This is a genomic window from Pseudomonas sp. (assembly GCF_030684895.1).
GTDB lineage: Bacteria > Pseudomonadota > Gammaproteobacteria > Pseudomonadales > Pseudomonadaceae > Aquipseudomonas.
The window spans coordinates 11,999-32,526 of sequence record NZ_JAUXXP010000001.1 but is presented as its reverse complement, the minus strand read 5'-3'; the positions used below and the strand labels follow the sequence as shown (position 1 = coordinate 32,526).

The window sequence follows — 20,528 nt, the reverse complement described above, 5'->3', positions numbered from 1 at the left end:
CGTGTTGCGTCGATGGTGGGTTACGGCGCAACGGCAAATTGCACAGGCCATCCAGCGTGTAACAAGCGCCTAACCCACCCGACGAGAAGCCGTTTAACCGCAGGTGTCAGGCTGTGCGCCGTGGCAGGGCAAAGCTCAGTAGAAACAGGGTTGCCGCACTGACCACGATGGACGGGCCGGCCGGAGTGTCCTGAAACCACGACAGACTCAGCCCGCCGCACACCGCGACGATGCCTAGCAGACTGGCGCCGAAGGCCATCTGTTCCGGGGTGCGCGCATGGCGTTGGGCGGCGGCGGCAGGGATGATCAGCAGCGAGGTGATCAGCAGCACGCCGACGATCTTCATCGCCACGGCGATCACCACGGCAATCAGCAGCATCAGGCTCAGGCGAATCGCCGCCACTGGCAGGCCTTCGACCTTGGCCAGTTCCTCATGCACGGTAATCGCCAGCAGCGGCCGCCACAGCAGGGCCAGCAGCACCAGCACCAGCGCGCTGCCGCCGATGATCCAGGCGAGATCAGTGGGTCCCACTGCCAGCAAATCGCCGAATAGATAGCCCATCAGGTCGATGCGCACATCTTGCATAAAACTCAGCACCACCAGGCCCAGCGACAGGGTGCTGTGGGCGAGGATGCCAAGCAGGGTGTCCGAGGCCAGCGGCTGGCGACTTTGCAGGGTGACCAGCAGCACCGCCAGCAGCACGCAGCCGACGGTTACCGCCAGGGTCGGGCTGACGTCGAGCATCAGGCCGAGGGCCACGCCGAGCAACGCGGCATGCGACAGGGTGTCGCCGAAATAGGCCATGCGCCGCCACACCACAAAGGAGCCCAGCGGGCCGGCAACCAGCGCCAGGGCCAGGCCGGCGAGCAGGGCGTTGAGCAGAAAATCAGCCATGCTTGCAGCCATCTCCGTGGATATGCGGTGTTACCGGGCCTTTGATACTCAGGCTGGTCGGTGCTTCTGTAACAACTGCGCCGTGCAGGTCGTGCTCATGATCGTGGTGGTGGGTGTAAACGGCCAGGCTCTTGGCGTCCTCGCCGAACAGCTCGACAAAGGCCGGATCAAAGCTGACCTGCTCGGGGTGGCCGGAACAGCACACATGACGATTCAGGCACACCACTTGGTCGGTGGTGCTCATCACCAGGTGCAGGTCGTGGGAGACCATCAGCACGCCGCAGCCATGGCGGTCGCGCAGTTGGGTGATCAAGCGATAAAGCTCAGCCTGGCCGGCGACATCAACGCCCTGCACCGGCTCATCCAGCACCAGCAGTTCCGGCTTGCGCAGCAGGGCGCGGGCCAACAGCACGCGCTGTAGCTCACCGCCTGAGATGCTTTGCAGCGGGCTGTCGAGCACCTGCTCGGCGCCCACTTCGGCCAGTGCGGCCTGCACGTCCGTGCGGCTGACGCCCGGCACCAGGCGCAGAAAGCGCAGCACCGAGAGCGGCAGGGTGGCATCCACGTGCAGCTTCTGCGGCATATAGCCGACGCGCAGTTTGGGCTTGCGCCAGACGCTGCCGCTGTCCGGCTTGAGCAGGCCGAGTACGGCGCGCACCAGGGTGGTTTTGCCGGCGCCGTTGGGGCCGATCAGGGTGACGATTTCACCCGGCTTCACGCTGAGCTGCACATCCTGCAGGACGTTCTGTCCGGCGAAGGTCACGCCCACGCCTGCGAGGCGAATCAGGCTATCGCTCATGCGGGCTCCCGGCAGCCTGCACAGAGGCCGACCACTTCCACGGTCTGGCTTTCCACGGCGAAACCGACGCCGGCCGCGCCGCTGATGATGGCGTCGCTGATTGCCGCGTGTTCCAGCTCGATGGCCGCATGGCAGCCCCGGCAGATCAGGAACTGACCCTGGTGCGCGTGCTCCGGGTGGCTGCAGCCGACAAAGGCGTTCAGCGATGCGATGCGGTGCACCAGGCCGTTTTCCAAGAGAAAATCCAGTGCGCGGTACACCGTGGGCGGCGCGGCGCGGCGGCCGTCTTCATCGCTCAAGACGCCGAGGATGTCGTAGGCGCCCAGCGGCTTGTGGCTGGCCCAGACCAGCTCCAACACGCGTTTGCGCAAGACGGTCAGGCGCAGACCCTGGCGGGCGCAGATGGCCTCGGCCTCGGCCAGGGCATGGCTGACGCAATGGGAATGGTCGTGTGGGCGTGAAGCCAGGGGCGCTTGAGTCATGGGCAACGACGAATAAGGTGAGAGACGTTATTATATTACTCGTTCCTTCCCGCTTGAGTGCTCCCCGTGTTGCGTCTTTTTCCGGCTTTAGGCCTGCTGTTGATCAGTTTTTCCCTGAGTTTCGCGGTTCAGGCCCAGTCGCAAAGCCAGCTGCGCGTGCTGACCAGCATCAAGCCGCTGCAGCTGATTGCTGCTGCCGTGCAGGACGGCGTCGGCCAGCCCGATGTACTGCTGCCGCCGGGTGCTTCGCCTCACCACTACGCGCTGCGCCCCTCCGATGTGCGCCGCGTGCGTGATGCTGACCTGCTGTATTGGATCGGTCAGGACCTGGAGAGCTTCCTGCCGCGCGTGCTGGCGGGCCGTGATAAGCCCAGCGTGGCGGTGCAGGATGTGCCAGGCATGGCACTGCGCCATTTCGGTGATAGCGATGAGCATCAAGATGATCACGCAGATCACGCAGATCACGCAGATCACGCGCACGCCGCCGACCAGCATGATCATGCCCACCGCCCCGGCAGCCTGGATGCGCACCTCTGGCTGCTGCCCGCCAATGCTCGGATCATCGCCGGCAAGATCGCCGCTGACCTGGCACAGGCCGACCCGGCCAATGCCGCGCGCTACCAGGCCAATGCCAAGGCGTTTGGCCAGCGTCTGGATGCTTTGGATCAGCGCCTGAAAACCCGTTTGAACGGTCTGGCCGGCAAGCCCTACTTCGTCTTCCACGAAGCCTACGACTACTTTGAGGCCGCCTATGGCCTCAACCACGCCGGCGTTTTTAGCGTGCTCGGTGAAGTGCAGCCAGGCGCCCAGCACGTCGCCGCCATGCGCGAGCGCCTGCAACAAGCCGGGCCGACCTGTGTTTTCAGTGAGCCGCCGTTTCGCCCGCGGCTGGCGCAAACCCTGACCGCCGGCCTGCCGGTCACCCTGGCCGAGCTGGACTCAATGGGCGGTACCTTGCCAGTGGATGCCAAAGGCTATGAAGCCCTGCTGGAAAATATGGCGGGTGAGCTGGCGAGTTGTCTCGAGGCGCTGTAGTCAGCGCCCAGTTCTCAGAACGCGAACGGCAGCGCCAGCTCCACCTGCTGGCGCTGGGCCAGGCGGCGTTGGAACTCGTTTGGATCGTGGATCAGCACTTCCTGGCCTGCAAAGGATTCGGCGGCAATCAGGCGTGATAGCCAGAAACGCACGCAGGCGATGCGCAGCATAGCGGGCCACAGCTCGGCTTCTACCGCCGTAAATGGCCGTAAACCGGCGTAGGCACCGAGCAGCGCTTGTGCGCGTTTGCTGTCGAGGCTGCCGTCCTCCCGTGAGCACCAGTCGTTCAGGGCAATCGCCAGGTCATAGAGCATCGGCCCCGAGCAGGCGTTGTAGAAGTCGATCACCCCGGCCAGATGGTTGCCGTCGAACAGCACGTTGTCGCGGAACAGGTCGGCATGCAGATTGGCTTGCGGCAAGGCGAGGATACGTGGCTTGAGCGCGTGGATTTCCGCCAGCGCATCACGCAGCAGCGGCAGCTGTTGATCGGGTAGCTGCAAGGCCAGGCTTGGGCCTTCAGCGAGCATCCAGTCCAGCCCCCGATCACTCTTGCGCGGCAGCGGCTGGTTACGGGTGGCCAGGTGGATGCGCGCCAGCAGTGCGCCGACTTCCTGGCAGTGATGCGGATTGGCCTCATGCACATGCTTGCCGGCCAGGCGCGGCTGCAACAGCGCCGGTTTTTCCGCCAGGCTGCGCAGTGCTTCACCGCTGGTCGTGCGCAGGGCGTAAGGCACCGGCAGGCCGGCGTCGTGCAGCACGTCGAGCAATTCGATAAAGAACGGCAGGTCGGCGCTCGGGCCGCGCTCGATCAGGGTCAGAACGAATTCGCCCTGCTCCAGGCTGACGAAGAAATTGCTGTTCTCGCTGCCCGCAGCAATGCCCTGGAAGTCGCGCAAACGACCCAGGCCATAGGGGGCGAGAAACGCCTCGAGCTCGTGGCGCTCAAGCGGGGTAAACACCGACATTGCAGAACTGCCTTCTTACCAGCTGAAAATTTCCCAGGCCGGAATCAACATATCCGGGCTGTCCGAACGGACGAAGTTGCCATCGCTGCCATCGGCGCGTACCAGGAAGTACGGTTTGCCGCCTTTGGGGATGACCTTGACCGCGTAGAGAAAACCGTTGACCCGGTATTCATGGATGGTCTTGTCGCCGTCCTGGCGAATGGTTACATCCGGGTCGGCCGAAACCGGGTCTTCGGCGTGGGCGACCAGGGTGGTGAATGCCAGCAGGCTGGCGAGCAACAGGCGATTGAGTGCGCGCATGATAACCTTGTCCCTTTGATTCCAATGGTGCAGCCATTCTACCGCTGCCCCCGCCGAAAAGGTTGATCCTGCTCATGAGCCAAGCCCCTCTCGTTCTGGTTGACGGTTCTTCTTACCTTTACCGAGCCTTTCACGCCCTGCCGCCACTGACCACCTCCAAGGGCTTGCCCACCGGCGCGGTGAAGGGCGTGCTGAATATGCTCAAGAGCCTGCGCAAGCAGTACCCAAAAAGCCCGTTTGCCGTGGTGTTCGACGCCAAGGGCGGGACCTTTCGCGATGAAATGTTCGCCGAGTACAAGGCCAATCGCCCGTCGATGCCCGATGAGTTGCGCGTGCAGGTCGAGCCGCTGCACGCCAGCGTCAAGGCCATGGGCTATCCGCTGCTGTGCGTCGAAGGTGTTGAGGCTGATGACGTGATCGGCACCCTGGCCCGCCAGTGCGCAGCCGAGGGGCGCGATGTGGTGATCTCCACCGGCGACAAGGACATGGCCCAGCTGGTTTGCCCGCACGTTACCCTGGTCAACACCATGACCGGTAGCGTCTACGACATCGATGGCGTGAAAGCGAAATTCGGTGTCGGTCCTGAGCTGATCATCGATTACCTGGCGCTGATGGGCGACAAGGTCGACAACATTCCCGGCGTACCGGGTGTGGGTGAAAAGACCGCGCTGGGCCTGCTGGTAGGTGTCGGCGGCGGCCTCGATGTGCTTTACGCCAACCTCGATAAAGTGCCGGAGCTGCCGATCCGCGGCGCCAAGACCCTGCCGGCCAAGCTCACCGAGCACCGCGATATGGCCTACCTGTCCTACGCGCTGGCAACCATCAAGCTGGATGTGCCGCTGAATATCGCCATCGAGTCGCTGCACCCGGGCCCGATGGATGTGCCGGCCCTGGTCGAGTTGTATGCCGAGCTGGAATTCAAGACCTGGCGCGATGAGTTGCTGCGCAGCAACCCTGCTCCTGCGGTCAAAGCACCGGTTGCGGCGGCTGCCGATGATCTGTTTGCCCTGGCGCCTAGCGCCACTGCCGTTACGCCGACCAGTCCGGTTGCTGAAGCACCGACTGCCGAGGTGGTAGTTGCCGAGTTGCCCGCAGCGGCAGCCCTGGGCGATTACCAGTGCATTCTTGATCAGGCGCAGTTCGACGTCTGGCTGGAGAAGCTGCGCAACGCTGAGCTGATCGCCTTTGACACCGAAACCACCGGCCTGGACGCACAAAAGGCCCAGCTGGTTGGCCTGTCGTTTGCGGTCAAGGCTGGCGAGGCGGCGTATATCCCGGTCGCCCACTCCTATATGGGCGTGCCGACCCAGCTGGACCGCGATGCGGTGCTCAAGGCGTTGAAGCCGATCCTGGAAGACCCGCACAAGGCCAAGGTCGGTCAGCACGCCAAGTACGACATTAATATCCTCGCCAATGCCTCGACGCCAATTGCGGTGCAGGGCGTAGCGTTCGACACCATGCTCGAATCCTACGTGCTGGACGCCACCGCCACCCGCCACGATATGGACAGCCTGGCGCTCAAGTACCTGGATCACAGCAATATCCGTTTCGAGGACATTGCCGGCAAGGGCGCCAAGCAGCTGACCTTTGACCAGATTGATCTGGCCCAGGCCGCGCCCTATGCCGCCGAGGATGCCGACGTGACCCTGCGCCTGCATCAGCACCTGTGGGCCAAGTTGTCAGCCGAGCCGAGCCTGGCCAAGGTGCTGCAGGAGATCGAAATGCCGCTGGTGCCGGTGTTGGCGCGTATTGAGCGCCAGGGTGCGCTGGTCGATGCCAATCTGCTCGGCCTGCAAAGCAACGAGCTGGGTGAGAAGCTGGTGGCGCTGGAACGTCAGGCCTTCGAGATTGCCGGTGAAGAATTCAACCTGGCCTCACCCAAGCAGCTGGGCGTGATTCTTTACGAGAAACTCGGTCTGCCGGTGCTTAGCAAAACCGCCAAGGGCCAGGCCTCGACCGCCGAAGCGGTGCTGGCCGAACTGGCCGAGCAGGACTTCGAGTTGCCCAAGGTGCTGATGCAGTACCGTTCCTTAAGCAAACTGAAAAGCACCTACACCGACCGCTTGCCGGAGCAGATCAACCCGCGCACTGGGCGCATCCATACCAGCTATCACCAGGCGGTGGCGGCCACCGGGCGTTTATCGTCCACCGATCCGAACCTGCAGAACATTCCGATCCGTACCGCCGAGGGTCGACGTATTCGCCAGGCGTTTGTTGCGCCCAAGGGCTACAAGCTGCTGGCGGCGGACTACTCGCAGATCGAGCTGCGCATCATGGCCCACCTGGCCAAAGACGAAAGCCTGCTGGATGCCTTCCGTCATGGCCGCGACGTGCACAAGGCCACGGCTGCCGAAGTGTTCGGCGTGGCGTTGGAGGACGTAACCAGCGATCAGCGCCGCAGCGCCAAGGCGATCAACTTCGGTTTGATCTACGGCATGAGCGCCTTTGGTCTGGCCAAGCAGATCGGCTGCGACCGTAAACAGGCGCAGGCGTATATCGATGTGTATTTCGCCCGTTATCCCGGCGTGCTGGCCTATATGGAGCGCACACGCGAGCAGGCGTCCGAGCAGGGCTTTGTCGAAACGCTGTTTGGCCGCCGCCTGTACCTGCCGGATATTCATGCGAAGAACCAGGCGTTGCGCAAAGGCGCCGAACGCACCGCGATCAACGCGCCGATGCAAGGCACGGCAGCGGACATCATCAAGCGTGCGATGGTGACGGTGGACAACTGGTTGAGCGCATCCGGCCTGGATGCCAAAGTCATCCTGCAGGTTCACGACGAACTGGTGCTGGAAGTGCGTGAGGATCTGCTCGAGCAGGTTAGCGCGCAGATCAAGCCGCTGATGGGCAATGCCGCCGAGCTGGATGTACCGTTACTGGTGGAAGTGGGTGTGGGCGATAACTGGGATGAAGCCCATTGATGCACGCCCATAGCCAGGCTGTAGCGCCCGGATGGCGGGCGCTAAAGGCGCATGAGTATCAATACGCCCCCGCTTATAACTAATTAATTACGCCACGATCCTGAACTTTGCCTCGGCTTAACCACTCAGAGTTTATGAATGGCCTAGACAGCCCTTCGATGCTCCTTTGTTGTGTTAAGTGTTGGCAGATTCTGGACCCCGCCCTAGCGGTTCAGATGTTGAACCCCGAAACTTCCCTCCCCCATAAGAGGTTTCGGGGTTTTTTTTGTCTGTCATTTATGGCTGGCAGTGGGCCGCCGCAGCGCGAGCTTTTCAGTCGTCGACTTCTTCGTCTTCCGGCAGGGCAAACTCGCCCAGCTGCATCCATTGCGCCAGCACTTCCTGAGCGTCTTCGATGCCAATGCGCTTGGGCGCCGAGAACAATTGGATGCTGACGCGATCACCCCAGCCTTTTTGAATATCTTGGCGGACCTTGAGCAGGGTGTTCTTCGCTGCACCAAAAGCCAGCTTGTCGGCCTTGGTCAGGAGAATGTGCATGGGCATTTCGCTGGCAACTGACCAATCCAGCATGAGGATGTCGAACTCGGTCAGCGGCTTGCGGATGTCCATCATCAGCATCAGGCCGCGCAGGCATTCGCGGCTGCCCAGGTAGGCTTCCAGGTGTTTCTGCCAGTGCAGTTTCAGCGGGATGGGCACCTTGGCGTAGCCATAACCGGGCAGGTCGACCAGGCGGCGCTCTTCGTCGAGCTTGAAGAAGTTGAGCAGCTGGGTGCGCCCCGGCGTCTTCGAGGTGCGTGCCAGGCTGGCGTGGGTCAGGGTGTTCAGCGCGCTGGATTTACCGGCGTTGGAGCGCCCGGCAAAGGCCACTTCATGGCCGAAATCTTCAGGGCACTGGTCAACTTTTGCCGCGCTGATAAGGAAAGTAGCCTGTTGGCACAGACCGATAATGGGGTTCTTGGCTTGCATCTGGGTATCCGTGAGGGCGAGCGTAGAGTGGCGTTACAGGCGCGATGCCCTTGCGACATTTGCGCGCAGCCTGCCTGTTGCCGCATAGCGCGGCAAGCTGCGTCGTTTCCGTTTCAATGACGCCAGTATATAATGGCGCAGATTTTGTGTGCGCTTTCTCCCGCTGTTGGATAAGTGTTCACGGGAACGATTTAGATCATCTGCCCCTAGAAAGCAGTACGTTCCCCTCCCTGATGAGGTTGATCTGATGAAAAACTTGCTGATTGCAGCCAGTGTATTGATGCTGTCGTTGAGTGCTCAGGCTGCACAGGACCCGGAAGCCGTCTATGCGCGTGCTTGTGGGGTGTGCCACAACGGGGCGATCCCCACCGCGCCGCTGAAAGGCGACAAGGCTGCCTGGGAACCGCGCCTGGCCAAAGGCACCGATGCACTGGTACAGAGCGTCACCAATGGTTTGGGTGCTATGCCGCCACGTGGGCTGTGCATGGACTGCTCGGCCGAGGATTACCAAGCCGTCATCAAGTTGATGACCGAGTAAGCCCGGCTTATAAACTCTTTCTCTTAGCCGTAAATTGGATTAGCTGATGAACAAAGTACTCGTGAGTCTGCTGTTGACCCTGGGCATCACCGGCCTGGCACATGCCGCAGGCAATGCTGAAGCCGGTCAGGGTAAGGTTGTTGTGTGTGGTGCGTGCCATGCTGCCGATGGTAATAGCGCTGCACCGAACTTCCCGAAACTGGCTGGTCAAGGCGAGCGATACCTGCTCAAGCAGCTGCATGACATCAAATCCGGTGCACGTCCTGTCGTGGAAATGACCGGTTTGCTGGATAACCTGACAGAAGAAGACTTGGCCGATATCGCCGCTTACTTCTCCAGTCAGCAGATGAGTGTTGGCGCCGCCGATCCGAAGCTGGTTAAGCGTGGCGGCGAGCTGTTCCGCGGCGGCAAACTGGCGGAAGGCATGCCTGCCTGCACCGGTTGCCATTCGCCGAACGGCGCGGGCCTGGATGCCGCCGGTTACCCGCAACTGGGTGGCCAGCACGCAACCTACATCGCCAAGCAGCTGACTGACTTCCGCGAAGGCAACCGCACCAATGACGGCGACAGCATGATCATGCGTTCCATCGCAGCCAAGCTGAGCAACAAGGATATCGAAGCGGTATCTAGCTTTATCCAGGGTCTGCATTGATCCGTTGACAGCGCGACATGGCGTAATGAAATAGGGTGGCTCAGGCCACCCTTTTTCGTTGTGCGCATCGCTACAATGCACGGAACCCCAGTTTGCCTCGCGTGTCGAACTTCGGTTCGTCACCACGCACCGTTTATAGCCAAGGAGTAACGCATGCGTAACCTGATCCTCAGTGCCACTCTCGTCACCGCCAGCCTGTTTGGCCTGAGCGCTCATGCCGAGCCGATTGAAGCGGGCAAGCAATATGTTGAACTGAACAACCCGGTAGCGGTTGCCAAGCCAGGCAAGATCGAAGTGGTCGAGCTGTTCTGGTACGGCTGTGGCCATTGCTACAAGTTCGAGGCCACCATCAACCCGTGGATCGACACCCTGCCGGAAGATGTCAATTTCGTGCGTATCCCGGCCATGTTCGGCGGCATGTGGAACGTCCACGGCCAGCTGTTTATCACCCTTGAGGCGATGAAAGCCGAGCACAAGGTGCATGCCGCAGTGTTCGACGCCATCCACGTGCAGGGCAAGAAGCTCGCGACTCCAGAAGAGATGGCCGACTTTCTGGCGGCCGAAGGCATCGACAAGGACGCCTTCCTCAAAACCTACAACTCCTTCGGCGTGAAGAGCCAGCTGGAAAAGGCCAAGAAACTGGCCATGGCTTACCAGATCACGGGCGTGCCGGTGATGATCGTCAACGGCAAATACCGTTTCGACATCAGCAGCTCGGGCGGCCCGCAGCAAGCGCTGCAAGTGGCTGATCACCTGATCGCCAAAGAACGCGCCGCGCAGTAATCGGCGTGCGCGGATAACGCGTCATGCTCAGGCGCTGGCCGGCCAGACGGGTGATTGACCTGTGCGACCCACAGGTCAATCCACGTTGCGCGCCAGCGGATGACTGGCCGCAGAATGGCAGCTTGCGGCTGCTCAGTTTCAATATCCAGGTGGGCATCAGCACCCAGCGTTACCACCACTACCTGACGCGCAGCTGGCAGCATCTGCTGCCGCATGCCGGGCGCAGCGACAATCTGCAACGGATTGGCGATCTGCTCGGTGATTTCGACCTGGTCGCACTGCAGGAGGTCGATGGCGGCAGCCTGCGTTCGGGCTACGTCAATCAGGTCGAACACCTCGCGCACCTCGGCGCCTTCCCCTACTGGTATCAGCAACTCAATCGCAATCTTGGCCGCCTGGCGCAGCACAGCAATGGCGTGCTCAGCCGTGTGCGCCCCAGTTTGCTGGAAGATCACCCGCTGCCCGGCCCGCCCGGCCGTGGTGCGATGTTGCTGCGCCTCGGTGAAGGGCCGGATGCAGTTGCCGTGGTGATGATGCACCTGTCCCTTGGCGCCCGTACCCGTACGCGCCAGTTGGCCTATATCCGCGAACTGCTGAGTGACTATCGGCACATGGTGTTGATGGGCGATATGAACACCCATGCCAATGATCTGCTGCTGCATTCGCCGCTGCGCGATCTTGGCCTGCTGGCTCCGCAGATCGAGGCCACCTTTCCCAGCTGGCGGCCGCAGCGCTGCCTTGACCACATTCTGCTCAGCCCCGGCTTGCCGCTGGAACGCTGTGAAGTGTTGTCGCAGCCGATTTCCGACCACCTGCCGGTGGCGGTGCAAATTCGTTTGCCCACTTCACTGTATGGGCCGGCAACGCCTATGCTGATTCAGCCTTGACCGGATTCTAAGTTTGGACTGCAACCATGACCGATGATGCCCAGCGCTGGAAAAGCAAGTACCTGGAAAGCCTGGAACAGCAAGAAAAACTCGAACGCAGCTGGGATGCCCGACTCGACCTGCTAAGACGCGGCTTGGTGCGCAGCTCGCTGGCTGCCGAGGGCAGTGACAAGTCGGTCGACCAGTGCATGCAGGAGCTGCGCGACATTCTGCGCCGCGACGATATCGATTCCGGCCTGTCGGCGTTGATTCCGCGCCTGGAAAAGGCCGTGCTGGACTCGGAAAAGCGCCGTCAGGATCGCGTCGAGCAGAACATTTCCGGTGTGACGAGTCTGACCGATCAACTGCTCGCCCTGGAGCCGCCGCGCGAGGTGCGCAAGGCGCTCAAACAATTTGCCAAACGCATCGAGGAGCGTGCCAGCCAGCCGCGCGAACTGCCGGCGCTGCTCAGCGAGTTAAGCAGCCTGCAGCAACAGGCCTTGGCCGCGCTTGAGTCTGAACCCAACCAGGCGCGTCCGGGGTTTCTCCAGCGTCTGTTTGGCGGCAAGGAGGCTGCGCCTGGCAGCCCAGCTGGCGACGAATCGGTACAGGTCGATCAACCGCAACCGCAACCGCAACCGCAACCGACAGCGTCTGCCCCAGCTGTTGTCGCGCAACCTCAAGTCGCCCCTCCGGCGGCTGAAACGGAGGTAAAGCCGAACAATGCGGCGTCTGCGTCAGTCGCACCGGTCACGCCAAGCTCTGTGTCAGAACCACAGCCTGTGGCGACCGAAGTGCCAAGCGCAGCAGCGGCGCCTGCAATAGTTGCAGTAGCCCAGGGTTCCGCTGATCCCGCCTACGCCCTGCCGGAGATTCCTGAGCCGGGTTACAGCGCCGTCGCTCCGCATATCGGCGACAGCCTGATGGGTTTGCTTGATGAACTGGAGCTGCCGGAGCGTCATCAGCCCCAGGGCGATGCCTTGCGCCAGCGCGTGCAGGGCGGCCTGAACTGGTACGAGCTGGTGTCGGTGCTGGACGATTTGGCGGTGCTGGTGCTGGCCGTGACCGACAGCGGCCAGCGCGAGTTTGCCAGCTACCTGAAACAGCTCAACGAACGCCTGGCGTCATTTCTCACCACCCTCAGTGAGGCCCATGAGGGCTACAGCGAGTCGGTGGAAAGTGCGCGCACTTTTAATCTGGAGCTGCGCGAGCAGGTCAGTGGCTTGCAGGCCAGCGTGCAGGATGCGGTCGATCTGCCGACCCTCAAGCAATCACTTGAAGCGCGCCTGGAAGGTTTGCTCAGCACGGTCAGCGAGCACCAGAAGCACCGCGACGGCCATGAGGAAGAAGTGGCGCAGCGCCTGCAAAGCCTGACCCAGAAGGTCGCCGATATGGAGCAGGAAGCGCAGAGCTTCCGCGATCACCTCGAAGAACAGCGGCAGAAAGCCCTGATCGATCCGCTGACCGGCCTGCCTAATCGAGCCGGCTGGAGCGAGCGTTTGGAACTGGAGATGGCGCGCTGGAGGCGCTACGGCGGCGAACTGCTGCTGGCGGTGCTGGATATCGACCACTTCAAGCGGATCAATGATGGCTATGGCCACCTGGCCGGCGACAAGGTGTTGAAGATCATTGCCGGTGAGCTGGCCAAGCGCCTGCGCAAGACCGATTTTATTGCCCGTTTTGGCGGCGAGGAATTTGTTCTGCTGATTCCCTCGACGCCCATGGAAGGCGGTCACCAGCTGCTGCAGACCCTGCTCGATGGCGTCGAGCAGTGCCCGTTCCACTTTCGTGGCGAGCGCGTGATCATCACCCTGTCGGCCGGGCTGACTGCCTTTGCCGGTGAGGAAGGCAGTGACAAGGTGTTCGAGCGGGCCGATCAGGCGCTGTATCGGGCCAAGAGCGGCGGACGCAACCGGGTTGAGCTGAGTTAATTCGACTCAGGCCACAGCGTGCAAATAGGGTTTCCAACTCTCCGGAATGCTGTCCAGCTGCGGGTAACCGAGGCTGCGCAAGTGCCCGCCGGCGAGCAGGAAGGGCGTATGCCGCAGCGCCTGCGGCACATCGCGTAGCTCAGGTAGCCAAAGGCTGACGTACTGCGCGTCAGGGTCGTATTCACGGGCCTGGCGCAGGGCATTGAACACTCGGTTGTGCCGTGGATCGTTGCCCACGCCAGCCAGGTAAGCCCAGTTGCCCCAGTTGCTGGCCGGGTCGTAGTCGATCAGGTGTTCCTCGAACCAAGCCGCGCCGTGGCGCCAGTCCTGCTGCAGGTCATTGATCAGGTAGCTGGCGACCACTTGCCGGCCGCGGTTGGACATAAAACCGGTGGCAGCCAGTTCGCGCATATTGGCATCCACCAGTGGCATGCCGGTGCGCCCGCGTGACCAGTCCTGAAAGCGTTGGTCGAGCTGTTGCGGCGCGCGTTCGGTGGCTTTCAGGCCGCCGGCCTTGAACAGCGCGCTGCCGTGGCGAATCAGGGTCCAGCGAAAGAAGTCGCGCCAGAGCATCTCCACCCACAGCCACTGGGTCGAGTCATTGCGCTTGAACTGCGCCTCATGTCGCCGCAACTCGGCCACCACGCGGCGTGCGGACAGGCTGCCGTTGGCCAGCCAGGGCGAGAATTTCGATGAATACTCGCTGCCGATCATGCCGTTGCGGGTGTCCTTGTACTGGCGCACGCCCTGGGTTTTCCACAGGTAGTCACGCAGCCGGCCCAGCGCCGCGGGCTCACCGCCGGAGAACGGGAAGGCACTGGCCGGCACACTGAGCGGCTCGCCGAGGCCCAATTGCGACAAGGTCGGCAGCGGTTGCATCAGTGCCAGCGCACCATCCGGCAACCCCGGTAAACGGTCCGGCGCATGGCGCGGCTGGAACACCTGCAGGCGTTCTTCCACCAGGCTACGGAAGCGGCTGAACACATGCGGCAGTTGTTCGACACTGAAAGGCAGTTCATCTGTGCGCAGCAGGTTGTTGGCCGGCGCCTGCTGCAGGGGAATGTCACCGAGACGCCGGGCTACGCGGGCCACCTGGGCGCGTTCGTCGGGGGCGATTTCCTCCAGGGTCAGCACCTGATCCAGGTTGAACTGGGCGACCAGTTGGGGAATGGCCTGTTCTGCCGAGCCAATCACCACCAGCAGGTGCGAACCGCGCTGGCGCAACTCGCCTTCCAACGCCACCAGAGTTTCCAGCAGAAAGCGCGCGCGGTGCACGCCCATACGGCGCATGCCGAATTCGTTGAGTTGTAGCAATGCCGGGTCCAGCACATACACCGGAAGCAGGCATTCGGCGGTCAGGCCCGCCTGTAGGGCGGGGTGGTCATCAAGGCGTAGATCCTGTTTGAACCACAGCAGTGCGCGCATGGTGTCGATCTCCTGATTAATACAAAAGCTGTACAAAAAATCCATATCTGTACATGTTTCCAGTCTAGCAGCGTCCGTCACACCCTGCCCAGGCAATAGACCAGCGTGGCGTTTGTGCCTGATCAAAGGCGTTTTCTGCCGGCATACGCACTAAACTCTGCCGATCTGTAAGGAGTAGCTATGGAAATTTTCGGCATCGCCGCGTTGATCTTTCTGGTCACCGACCCCTTCGGCAATATCGCCATCTTTATCGCCGCGCTGAAAAACGTGCCGGCCAAGCGCCGCCTGTGGGTTGCCGCGCGCGAGTTGCTGTTTGCCCTGGCGCTGTTGCTGCTGTTTCTTACCTTTGGTGACAAAGTGCTCAGCGCCCTGGGCCTGTCGCGAGAGGCAACCGCGATTGCCGGCGGTATCATCCTGTTCGTGATCGCCATGCGCCTGATCTTCCCCGGCCCGCAAGGGGTGTTGGGTGATGTGCCGGATGGCGAGCCGATGCTGGTGCCGCTGGCCACCCCGGCGGTGGCCGGGCCTTCCGCCCTGGCGGTGTTGATGACCCTGCGCAATACCCATGACGGGCCGCTCTGGGAACTCTACGCCGCGGTGCTGCTGGCCTGGGCGGCGACCGCTTTTATTCTGTTGCAGGCCTCGTTGCTGCAGCGTTTTCTCGGACCCCGCGGGTTGACCGCAGTGGAGCGGCTGATGGGCATGCTGTTGATCATGCTCAGCGTCGATATGCTGCTGGATAACCTGCAAAGCGTGTTGCATATCAGCCCATGAAAGTTCTGTGTTTAAGTTTTCTGGTTTTGTTGCTGGCCGGTTGCAGCGGCGGTTTACGCATCGACGACAGCCATACCGCCAGCGGGCAGAACAGCCGCGTGCAGTACATCGTGCTGCACTACACCTCCACCGATCTGGCGCGCTCGCTACAGCTACTGACCGAGACCGACGTCAGCAGCCACTACCTGATCGGCGAAGCGCCGCCGACCATCTATCGCCTGGTCGATGAAAACCGCCGCGCCTGGCATGCCGGCGACAGCCAGTGGCAAGGGCGCACCTGGCTCAATGGCACCACGATTGGTATCGAGCTGGTTAACCAGGGTTTCTACGACACCCCCAACGGCCGCTACTGGCAGCCCTTTGCCCCGGCGCAGATCGATGCGCTGATCGTGCTGCTCAAGGACATCATGCAGCGCCACCAGCTGGCCCCCGGCAGCATCCTGGCGCACAGCGATGTCGCGCCGCAGCGCAAGGTCGATCCCGGCCCGCTGTTCCCCTGGAAGCGTCTGGCCGATGCCGGCCTGATGCCTTGGCCGGATGCTGCCGAGGTGGCGCGTGAGCAGGCGCTGTTCAGTGCCAGCCTGCCGAGCGTGCAGTGGTTCCAGGAACAGTTGGTGCGCCAGGGCTATGCCGTGCCCAGCCATGGCGAGCTGGACCAGGCCACGCGCAACGTGATTGCCGCCTTGCAGATGAAATACCGCCCGGCGCGCTATGACGGTGAGCCGGATGCCGAGACGGCGGCGTTGCTGTTGCTGCTTAACCGCCAGCAGTAAGCCCGTGGCTTATGGCTGTGCGCTACATGAAACGCGGTAATACGTAGGATGGGTTGAGCCTGCGATACCCATCAGGGGTTGCAGCGGCCCGCATATAAGGGGCTGGCCGCAGCATGGGTATCGCTACGCTCAACCCATCCTACAAAGCAACCTGCAACCCAGTCTCGGGAATGCCTTACACCGGCAGCGCCACATAGAACTGCGCACCTTGCCCTGCGCGTGAGTGCACACCGATCTGCCCGCCATGCAGCTGGACGATCTCCTTGCACAGCGCCAGGCCCAGGCCGGCGCCGCCTTTTTTGCGGCTGACCTGGACGAAGGGCTCGAAGATCCGCGTCTGCTGGCGATAGGGGATGCCCTCGCCGTTGTCTTCCACGCTGAGTACCACCCGATCATCCTGCTGCCGCGCCTGCAGGCGGATATGCCCGCCGGGGTGGCTATGGCGCAGGGCGTTGCCGATCAGGTTGTCGAGCACCCGTTCGATCTGCAGCAGGTCGATCTGCACGTCCGGCAGTTCGCCGTGTACCTCACAGGCCAGGCTGACCTGCAGCTCGGCGGCCTGGGCGCCGAAGCGCTGCTGGGTTTGCAGCAGCAGCGGTTCTAGAGCGCAGGCAGACAATTCCAGGGTTTGCAGGCCGTTCTGGTAGCGCGAGAAGTTCAGCAGATCGTTGATCAGGCGCAGCAGGCGCTGCATTTCCTCATCCACGGTGTTCAGCAGGTCGGCCTCGCGGGATTCGGCGGCGAACTGCAGGCGCTCCTGCAGCAGGGCAAACGCCATCAGCATGCCGGTCACTGGGGTGCGCAGCTCATGCGAGGCGCGCAGCACGAACTCGCTGCGTACCCGCTCAAAGGCGCGCTGTTCGGTGACATCGCGCAGCACCATCACCGCGCACATCAGGCGGCCTTCATTGTGGCTGACCCCGGACAGGCTGTAGGCCAGCAAACGGCTTTCACCGTCGATCTGCACCTGCAGGTCGTCCAGGGTTTCGTCCAGGCTTTCGCCCTGCAGCACCCGGTGCAGCTGCTCGGCCAGATCGGCGCGGTTCAGCGCCACATCGAGGGTCTGCCCGAGCTGTTCGACGCCCCAGCCCAACTGGCGCCGGGCCACCGGGTTGATGTGTTCGACCCGGCCGGCGCAATCGAAGATCAGCAGGCCGTCATCAATGCTGTCGAGTACCGCCTGCAGGCGTTGCTGCTCGGCTTGCAGCGCTTCGAGATCGCTGTTCTTGAACTCGCGCAGGGCCTCGGCCATCAGGCCGAAACGCTGGCTCAGGGCGGACATTTCCGCCACCGGGGTCAGCGGCAGGGTGACCTGGAAGTCGCCCTGGCCGATCTGGTCGGCGGCCTGCGCCAACACCTCGATAGGCCGGCCGAAGCGCTGGGCGATGCTGTGCGCGGTGACAAAGCCGATTACCAGCACCGCCAGGCCGATCATCCCGAGCAGGCCGGCGATCAGCCAGGCACGCTCGCGGGCGCGCGCTTCCTCCTGCTCCATGGCCTTGACGTAGCGCAGCTGCACCGCGTTGATGCGGTCACGTAGGGCTTCGATGGCGCGGCCGAAGCTGTCATTGCTGAGCAGCTCGCGACGTACCAGCAGTGGCTTGGCCAGCAGGTCGTCGAAGCTGGCGTAAGAGCGCTCGATCTCGGCAACTGCCTGACGGTCGCTGGCATCCGTAGCGCTCTGCGCCGCGCGTTGCAGCCAGACCTTGAACTGCTGGTCGGAGGCTTTCAGCGCTTCGCGGTCGAGGTCTTCGGCGAGCAGCAGAATCACCTGTTTGCCCAACTCTTGGCGCAGGCCCAGGCTGGCGTCGATGATCTGCAAGTTGCGGGTCATCGCCTGGCTCTGCACCTGGGTCAGCTGCAGCACGCTGAACATCCCCAGCAACAGCCCGACCAGGGCCACGGTGAGCAGCGCGCTGCTGCTGAGAAACAGCCGACTGCGCAGCTTCACAGGCTGAGCTGCTTGCGTTTGCGGTACAGGGTCGAGGCGTCGATGCCGAGGGTTTTCGCCGCCTGGTCGAGGCTTTCGCTGTTGGCCATCACGGCGCTGATATGGGCTTTTTCCAGGGCCTCCAGGCTTAGCTGGTCACCGATCTGCGGTGCGCACTGGCTGCTCGCGGCGCTCAGTCCGAGGTGGCTGACCTGCACCAGCGCTTCCGTGCAGATGATGCTGGCACGTTCGATGACGTTGCGCAGTTCGCGGATATTGCCCGGCCAGGCGTAAGTCAGCAGCGCTTCGCGCGCTTCTTCGCTGAAGTTGCGCGCCGGGCGTGCGTACTCGACGACAAAGCGCGCGAGAAAGCGCTCGGCCAGGTCGAGAATGTCCTCGCGGCGCTCACGCAGCGGCGGCAGGGTCAGGGTGATGACGTTGAGGCGATACAGCAGGTCTTCGCGAAAGCGCCCCTGTTGCACCATCTCATCGAGATTGAGGTTGGTTGCCGCGAGAATCCGCACATCGGCCTGACGGGTCACCGGGTCGCCGATGCGCTCGTACTCCTTGTCCTGAATAAAGCGCAGCAGCTTCGGCTGCAGAGCCAGTGGGAAGTCGCCTATTTCGTCGAGGAACAGGCTGCCGCCATCGGCCTGGTTGACCCGCCCCAGGGTGCTTTCGCTGGCGCCGGTAAAGGCCCCGCGGTTATGCCCGAACAGCTCGCTCTCCATCAGCTCGGCGCTCAGCGAGGGGCAGTTGATGGTGATGCAGGACTTCTTCGCGCGCTTGCTCCAGCGGTGAATGGCCTGCGCCAGCTCGCCCTTGCCGGTGCCGGACTCGCCGAGAATCAGGATATTGGCGTCGGTATCGGCCACCTGTTTGGCCGTCTGCAGCACCGCCATCAGCGCCGGGCTCTGCGAGTCGAGGCCGTCGCCGGGCTTGCGCACATAGCCTTCCAGGCGTTCCAGGCGTTCGATCAGCTGGCGCGCTTCCAGCTGCTTGGCGGCGGCCAGGCGCAGCTGCTCGGGGCTGCAGGGCTTGACCAGATAATCCGCCGCGCCGGCCTGGATCGCATCCACGGCGGTGTCCACTGCCGAGTGCGCGGTAACGATCACTACACGCATCCAGGGCGCCTGCAGGCGCATTTGCGCCAGCGCCTCCAGGCCGTCATCCGCGCCCAGGCGCAGGTCGAGAAAGCACAGATCGAAGACCTGGCGCAGCAGCAGGGCATCGGCCTGGGCCGCACTGCTCGCGGTACTCACCTGATAGCCCTGGTCTTCCAGGCAATAGCGGAAGGTGCGCAGGATGGCGGTCTCGTCATCCACCAGCAGAATGCGCCCCAGGCTGTGTTCCTCTGTGCTTGCGTGCATAACCCTCTCCTTCTAATCCCGCACACCGTCATTGCGTGCACAGGGTTAGTCCGCGCGGCGTCGTGCAAGTTGCACGGCCGTTCGTTGGCGATCATGCAAGCTGCACGTATGGCAGGCTCGCATATTTATTTTAAGTACTTGATATTTAAGTATTTATAGTGATTTAAGAAGCTGGCATGGGGCTTGCGATCTATCAGTAACGGCGGCGACAAACGGCTGCCAGCCTGATCGTTATCCATTGGAGGAACTGCCATGCATCAACTGAAAACTCTGGCCCTGGCCACTGCGACCGCCGGCCTGATCGGCCTGGCGCCTTTCGCTGCCTATGCTGCCGAGGGCGATACCAGCCGTGAGCTGAGCGAGGCGCGCCAGGAAGGCTCGATCTGGACCGCCTTTGCCCTGAACCGCCACCTCAACCCCTTCACCATCGATGTGGATGTGGAGAACGGCAGCGCCAAGCTGACCGGTAAAGTCGAGACCGATGTTGAGCGTGATCTGGCCGAGCAGATTGCCCTGGGTATCGACGGGGTGAACAAGGTCGACAACCAGCTGACCCTCGACCCGGCCTTCGAAGCCAAGGCCAGCACTGAGCCGAGCCTGTCGCAGCGTTTTGACGACGCCACCCTGGCCGCCACGGTGAAATCCAAGCTGCTATGGAACAGCAACACTGAAGGTTTGGACATCAAGGTCGCAGCGGCCAACGGTACGGTCAGCCTGACCGGTAGCGCGCAAAGCGCCGAGGCCAAGGAACTGGCCGGTCGCCTGGCGGCCAACACCGAGGGCGTGCGTGAGGTGAACAACCTGCTGAGCGTCAGCGCGACTAAGAGCACGGCGGCCAAGGCACAGAACGCCGCCGACGACACGGCAGCTGCGATCAGCGATGCGTGGATCACCAGCAAGGTGAAATCCAGCTTTATCTACAGCCGCAACCTCGACGGCCTGAATATTTCGGTCGACACCCAGAAGGGCATGGTCAGCCTCAGCGGCAGCGTGCTGAGCAATGCCGAGAAGCAATTGGCAATTGAGACCGCGCGCAATATTCGCGGCGTGCGCGGTGTTGATGCCGATGCCCTGCGCGTCGCCAGCTAACCGGCTGTTGATCCATCCGGGCAGCAGCCATGCC

Annotated in this window: 19 protein-coding genes; 10 read left to right on the top strand and 9 right to left on the bottom strand. The window is 62.5% G+C overall.

What is annotated here, in order from left to right:
- Window positions 1–106: 106 nt before the first annotated feature.
- Genes znuB through Q8M42_RS00140 form a run of 3 tightly spaced genes read right to left on the bottom strand, consistent with a single transcriptional unit; the run spans window position 107 to window position 2,176 of the window.
- Window positions 107–895 (bottom strand): zinc ABC transporter permease subunit ZnuB, encoded by a 789-nt coding sequence (gene znuB / locus Q8M42_RS00150; RefSeq protein WP_275959922.1) that lies wholly within the window; start codon window positions 893–895, stop codon window positions 107–109.
- Window positions 888–1,694, bottom strand: a complete 807-nt coding sequence (znuC, locus tag Q8M42_RS00145; protein ID WP_304865816.1) for a zinc ABC transporter ATP-binding protein ZnuC — start codon at window positions 1,692–1,694, stop codon at window positions 888–890. The genes znuB and znuC overlap by 8 nt, the downstream gene beginning before the upstream one ends.
- Window positions 1,691–2,176 carry a Fur family transcriptional regulator gene (locus Q8M42_RS00140; RefSeq protein ID WP_304865819.1) on the bottom strand — a complete coding sequence of 162 codons (486 nt, stop codon included), beginning with the start codon at window positions 2,174–2,176 and terminating at the stop codon, window positions 1,691–1,693. Before Q8M42_RS00140 ends, znuC begins: the two co-directional genes overlap by 4 nt.
- Window positions 2,177–2,269: 93 nt before the next feature.
- Here Q8M42_RS00140 and znuA point away from each other — a divergent pair, with 93 nt between their 5' ends.
- Window positions 2,270–3,211: a zinc ABC transporter substrate-binding protein ZnuA gene (gene znuA, locus Q8M42_RS00135; RefSeq protein ID WP_304865905.1), complete on the top strand. Its 942-nt coding sequence runs from the start codon at window positions 2,270–2,272 to the stop codon at window positions 3,209–3,211.
- 14 nt (window positions 3,212–3,225) lie between these two features.
- Here the strand turns inward: znuA and Q8M42_RS00130 are convergent, their stop codons facing one another.
- Together Q8M42_RS00130 and Q8M42_RS00125 are read right to left on the bottom strand one after the other, a co-directional pair.
- Window positions 3,226–4,176 (bottom strand): homoserine kinase, encoded by a 951-nt coding sequence (locus Q8M42_RS00130; protein WP_304865822.1) that lies wholly within the window; start codon window positions 4,174–4,176, stop codon window positions 3,226–3,228.
- Between the two features lie 15 nt (window positions 4,177–4,191).
- A complete protein-coding gene (locus tag Q8M42_RS00125; protein WP_275959918.1) occupies window positions 4,192–4,476 on the bottom strand; it encodes a DUF2782 domain-containing protein in 285 nt (94 codons plus the stop codon).
- Window positions 4,477–4,550: 74 nt separating this feature from the next.
- Between Q8M42_RS00125 and polA the strand changes: the two genes are divergently transcribed.
- Window positions 4,551–7,397: a DNA polymerase I gene (gene polA / locus Q8M42_RS00120; protein ID WP_304865825.1), complete on the top strand. Its 2,847-nt coding sequence runs from the start codon at window positions 4,551–4,553 to the stop codon at window positions 7,395–7,397.
- A gap of 312 nt (window positions 7,398–7,709) precedes the next feature.
- Here the strand turns inward: polA and yihA are convergent, their stop codons facing one another.
- Complete coding sequence (gene yihA, locus Q8M42_RS00115; protein WP_304865828.1) at window positions 7,710–8,363, bottom strand: ribosome biogenesis GTP-binding protein YihA/YsxC; 654 nt, start codon at window positions 8,361–8,363, stop codon at window positions 7,710–7,712.
- A 247-nt stretch (window positions 8,364–8,610) separates the two neighbouring features.
- On the opposite strand from yihA, the gene Q8M42_RS00110 reads away from it, so the two are divergent.
- The 5 genes from Q8M42_RS00110 to Q8M42_RS00090 all read left to right on the top strand — a co-directional run bounded on the left by Q8M42_RS00110 (window position 8,611) and on the right by Q8M42_RS00090 (window position 13,133).
- A complete protein-coding gene (locus Q8M42_RS00110; RefSeq protein ID WP_304865831.1) occupies window positions 8,611–8,901 on the top strand; it encodes a cytochrome c5 family protein in 291 nt (96 codons plus the stop codon).
- Between the two features lie 46 nt (window positions 8,902–8,947).
- Entirely contained in the window at window positions 8,948–9,553 is a 606-nt protein-coding gene (locus tag Q8M42_RS00105) for a cytochrome c (protein ID WP_304865834.1), read from the top strand.
- 153 nt (window positions 9,554–9,706) lie between these two features.
- Window positions 9,707–10,336, top strand: coding sequence for a thiol:disulfide interchange protein DsbA/DsbL (locus Q8M42_RS00100; protein ID WP_304865837.1), 630 nt, complete (start codon window positions 9,707–9,709; stop codon window positions 10,334–10,336).
- A 23-nt stretch (window positions 10,337–10,359) separates the two neighbouring features.
- The gene (locus tag Q8M42_RS00095) at window positions 10,360–11,223 is read left to right on the top strand and encodes an endonuclease/exonuclease/phosphatase family protein (protein WP_304865839.1); all 864 of its coding nucleotides are present in this window, start codon (window positions 10,360–10,362) and stop codon (window positions 11,221–11,223) included.
- Between the two features lie 26 nt (window positions 11,224–11,249).
- Complete coding sequence (locus Q8M42_RS00090; protein ID WP_304865842.1) at window positions 11,250–13,133, top strand: diguanylate cyclase; 1,884 nt, start codon at window positions 11,250–11,252, stop codon at window positions 13,131–13,133.
- Between the two features lie 6 nt (window positions 13,134–13,139).
- On the opposite strand, the gene Q8M42_RS00085 is transcribed toward Q8M42_RS00090, so the two are convergent.
- Window positions 13,140–14,558 carry a DASH family cryptochrome gene (locus Q8M42_RS00085; protein WP_304865845.1) on the bottom strand — a complete coding sequence of 473 codons (1,419 nt, stop codon included), beginning with the start codon at window positions 14,556–14,558 and terminating at the stop codon, window positions 13,140–13,142.
- Window positions 14,559–14,738: 180 nt separating this feature from the next.
- Between Q8M42_RS00085 and Q8M42_RS00080 the strand changes: the two genes are divergently transcribed.
- Together Q8M42_RS00080 and Q8M42_RS00075 are read left to right on the top strand one after the other, a co-directional pair.
- Window positions 14,739–15,332: a MarC family protein gene (locus tag Q8M42_RS00080; RefSeq protein WP_275959909.1), complete on the top strand. Its 594-nt coding sequence runs from the start codon at window positions 14,739–14,741 to the stop codon at window positions 15,330–15,332.
- The gene (locus Q8M42_RS00075) at window positions 15,329–16,105 is read left to right on the top strand and encodes an N-acetylmuramoyl-L-alanine amidase (protein WP_304865848.1); all 777 of its coding nucleotides are present in this window, start codon (window positions 15,329–15,331) and stop codon (window positions 16,103–16,105) included. Before Q8M42_RS00080 ends, Q8M42_RS00075 begins: the two co-directional genes overlap by 4 nt.
- A 175-nt stretch (window positions 16,106–16,280) precedes the next feature.
- Here the strand turns inward: Q8M42_RS00075 and Q8M42_RS00070 are convergent, their stop codons facing one another.
- Window positions 16,281–18,056 (bottom strand): KinB sensor domain-containing domain, encoded by a 1,776-nt coding sequence (locus Q8M42_RS00070; protein WP_304865851.1) that lies wholly within the window; start codon window positions 18,054–18,056, stop codon window positions 16,281–16,283.
- Window positions 18,053–19,405 carry a sigma-54-dependent response regulator transcription factor AlgB gene (gene algB / locus Q8M42_RS00065; protein WP_304865854.1) on the bottom strand — a complete coding sequence of 451 codons (1,353 nt, stop codon included), beginning with the start codon at window positions 19,403–19,405 and terminating at the stop codon, window positions 18,053–18,055. Before algB ends, Q8M42_RS00070 begins: the two co-directional genes overlap by 4 nt.
- 252 nt (window positions 19,406–19,657) lie before the next feature.
- On the opposite strand from algB, the gene Q8M42_RS00060 reads away from it, so the two are divergent.
- Complete coding sequence (locus tag Q8M42_RS00060; protein ID WP_304865857.1) at window positions 19,658–20,494, top strand: BON domain-containing protein; 837 nt, start codon at window positions 19,658–19,660, stop codon at window positions 20,492–20,494.
- The last annotated feature ends 34 nt before the right edge of the window (window positions 20,495–20,528 follow it).